Source organism: Streptomyces sp. NPDC041796 (genome assembly GCF_055590785.1).
Genome location: NZ_JBVJAH010000084.1, coordinates 1 through 3,328 on the forward strand (window position 1 = coordinate 1; position 3,328 = coordinate 3,328).

General features: G+C 62.1%; 2 protein-coding genes and 2 pseudogenes. All 4 read right to left on the reverse strand.

Translation table 11 applies throughout. From position 1 onward, the window contains the following. Positions 1 to 91: 91 nt before the first annotated feature. Positions 92 to 340, reverse strand: a pseudogene (locus tag ACZ6C1_RS38840) (transposase); the annotation flags it as partial. A 52-nt stretch (positions 341 to 392) separates the two neighbouring features. After that, positions 393 to 779, reverse strand: a complete 387-nt coding sequence (locus ACZ6C1_RS38845) for a hypothetical protein (protein ID WP_469247733.1) — start codon at positions 777 to 779, stop codon at positions 393 to 395. Positions 780 to 1,075: 296 nt separating this feature from the next. Beyond that, positions 1,076 to 1,471, reverse strand: a pseudogene (locus ACZ6C1_RS38850) (transposase); the annotation flags it as partial. A gap of 1,456 nt (positions 1,472 to 2,927) precedes the next feature. After that, on the reverse strand, positions 2,928 to 3,328 hold a 401-nt coding region (locus ACZ6C1_RS38855; protein ID WP_469247734.1), incomplete at its 5' end, for a transposase.

A 3,328-nucleotide genomic window follows, 5' to 3' on the forward strand; every position in this document is an offset into this window, starting at 1 on the left:
CCCCGCCAGCACCCCGTCCCACCTCTCAACCAGCCCCACCCCAAGCTCAGCCATACTCCAACTCAACCACACACAAGCGTGATTGCAGTACTAGGATCCGCCGCTGCACCGGCACCGGGTCCCAGCTGGACTGGTTCACGAACTGCTGCAGGTTCTGCTCGTTGCCGTCCGGCAGCCGCGAGGCCATGGCCTGGATCGACTTGCGGCGGCCGTCCAGCATCAGTCCTCGCAGGTAGCAGTCGCCTTTGGCCCGCTGGTCCTTACGCGGCACCGACGCGAACACGTCAGCCACGTATAACGCCAACTTCGCCCGAACACGGTCCACTTCTCGTGCGTCCATCCACCCAACATGCCCAGGAACAAGCCGAACCGAAAGACCTAACGGAGTCCTACTAGGGGGCGTTGAAGCAGGTGATCTCGTTGGCCTTGTCGGGTGCCCGCAGCTGGGTGAGGGTCTGTCCGGTGCGGGTCATAATGGCTGGCAGATGTGCGGCGGGAGCGTCGTCGGTGCGCGAGCCGCGGGCGGTCTTGCCGTCCATCGCCAGGCTGTCCGCGTCGGACAGGTCGCCGCCGACCAGGTCGGCGAGGCCTCTGGAGCACACGGCGAGCAGGACGCGCCGGATGGTTAAGGTGCTGGGGGCGTGGCGCACGCGGAGTGGGCTGGTGGAGCGGACGCCGAGTCTGGCGAGGACGTCCTGCGGAGTGGAGCCGACCCACTGGCCGATGGCGAGGTAGGAACGGGCGCTGGCCGGCACCGCACAGGCGATCAGAAGCCGCATTCAAGGTTGGGCGTGACGGCGGCCGCGCCGGTCTCGCGGGTCGAGAAGGGTCTCCAGACGCTCCGCCACCCCAGCGCACGCGGTGTTGACGCGAGGGCGACTTGGCCAGGCAGACAGTGGCAGACCGCCGGCACATCGAAGCTCCGGTTGTTCAGGGCGACTTGCGAGGGGCACCCCGTAAACCGGAGCTTCGATACATCCGTGGCGGCCCACCGACCAATCGTCACACCGCCGTGACCTGCACACCTACAAGACCACCCGACTTTGAATCAGCCCAGCGCAGACCTCCGCGAGGTGGCGGAGATCTCTCCGTGGGTCGGCCCGCAGGCCGACAGAGACAGCACCATCTCGTCGACGCCGGTCAGCCGGCGCTGCCGGTTCTTACGATCTGCGGCTCGAGCAGCCCTGACATTCCCGAGTGGCTTCGATGGCGACCGGCCCGAACTCGGCCACCACGGTATTTGAGCGGGTGTCGTTGCGGGTATTGCCGCTCGCGGTCTTCTCGTGTTTCTCATGCCCGAGGTGGTCGGTGACCTCGCTTTCGAGGGCGGACTAGAGGATCCGCTTCGTCAGTCGCTGCTGTAGCCCGCCTTCGTCGGTCAACTTGATCGTGCCAGCCTTCGCCCGGTCCACCAGCTGGCCAATCATCTGGTATAAAGCGTCCGGCGCCCGGACGGGCTTCGTTCCTCGATGGCCTCAGCCGGGACGGTCACGTCTAGATGAACCGCCGATGCGATCAACGACCGAGGGCAGCCCGGGGGGCGACGCTATCTGGAAGCCGGGTGCGATCTTCGCAAAGTTGTCAAAATCTAGGATGGAAAAGGAGCAGTGGGCTTATGCTATCCAGCGTGCATCAAGTGTCATGCCTGGCAAATGATTACCTCTCTAGTGTGATGCGCCTGAAATTGCGGCTTAAGTCTGTAGGTTGTTTTCATGTCTCGGGGTCCTCGTGCTGTCGAAGTTGTGCTGTCCGATGAGGAGCGCGACGAGTTGCTGCGCTGGGCGGGCGGCGCGGTGGCGCCCCGTCTCGCGGGGCGGGCGCGCACCGGCTTAGCGTGCGCGGACGGGAAGCCGAATGCATCTGTGGTGGTGGAGTTCAAAGTAGCCGCGGACACGGTGAGGAAGTGGCGCTCGCGGTTTGCTGCTCGGCGGATGGCCGGGCTTGCGGATGAGCCGCGGCCGGGTCGGCGCAAGCCGGAGTTAAGGTGGATGTTGGCGCAAAGGCGCAGGAGGTGATGAATAATTCCAACAATCTTGCGTATGTGAGACGGTGTGCAGAGCTTTTCCTGAAGGATTATGGGCCGAATTATCGATTGATGGCAGATGATGTTCGAAAGAATGACTGGGATGTGAAAGATAGATGGATCGATCAGACTGCTGAGGAGTTTTGCAACCCGTCTAATCGGCTCGGCAGCCTACGCCCGCCTTGTGCCTTCGTTGGAAGGCTTATTCAAGACCAAAGATATCCCGAAATGGCGCAAACTTCTAGTCTTCAGGGTGGGGAGGGGAGGAAACTCACATACAAGGGAACAGCTACAGTTGGGCACGAAGACGCCCACAAAGAGGGGTGGTCTGTCGGGGTAAAATTTCACCAAAGCTAATCGCTAAAGATGCGGGGGAAGTCGGTGCGGAAGTCTCTTTTACCTACACTTCGGAGACCACAACCGACAGATGGCAAGCTCAAGCGGAATCTGACTTCGAAAGTCCAATCCCTGCGGGGTCGCAAGGATGGCTTACTGGGCGTGCAAGCGCAGGCTACTATCTTGGTTACATCGTCTATCGACTTGTTTTAGCAGACCCAGACCCTAGCAGTGGAAGAATCAAGGCGGTGTTTATTCCCGCTAAGGTCCTAGTCGCCTCGCAGAAGGCAGAGAACCCTCCGCCCCCAGTGCAATTCCTCGCGCGAAGCTCCCCTATCAACTAGACTAGCCTCGATCTTGCAGGTCCATCAGCTTGCTCTGGAACTCTTTCTGCTCGTTCGGAGCGGAGATTTCTGCGTGTGGGCAGGTTGAGGGCCCGGCTGTCGCGCTGGGTGGGCGCCGGGTTCCACGGCTTCGGGGCGGTGCTGGTCATTCAGATAGGGCGCTGCTGGTCGGCCAGGGTTAGGGAGGGCATCGAGCCGGCGAGGGCGCTGGTGATCACGTCGGTTCAGGCCATGTCCTGTGTGGTGAGGCGATCGAGTCGCTTGTAGCAGCAGAGTGCTGCGGCGAGTCCGAGAAACGCGAGGTAGTTGCGGGGATCGCGTTCGTAGCGGTGGTTGAGACGGTGGTAGCCGGTCAGCCAGGAGATGGTTCGCTCGATGACCCATCTGCGGCGGCCGAGTCGTTCGCTGGACTCGATGCCTTTGCGTGCAATGCGCACCCCGATGCGCTTGCCCCGTAACCATTTCCGCAGGTGGGGAACGTCGTATGCCTTGTCCGCTTGCAGGCGCTGGGGCTTGAAGTAGCGGCCGTTGTGAGGGTCGTGTCTCCTTACGTTGTTCCTGGGTTGATTCCCGTCACTCGTAGGATCGGGAAGCCCAGGGATGCTGGGTGTGGCTGCGTGTCTCC

What these genes read in the sequence shown, in the direction of transcription:
- ACZ6C1_RS38845 (WP_469247733.1), bottom strand. Translation starts at nt 779, where the DNA reads ATGCGGCTTCTGATCGCCTGTGCGGTGCCGGCCAGCGCCCGTTCCTAC.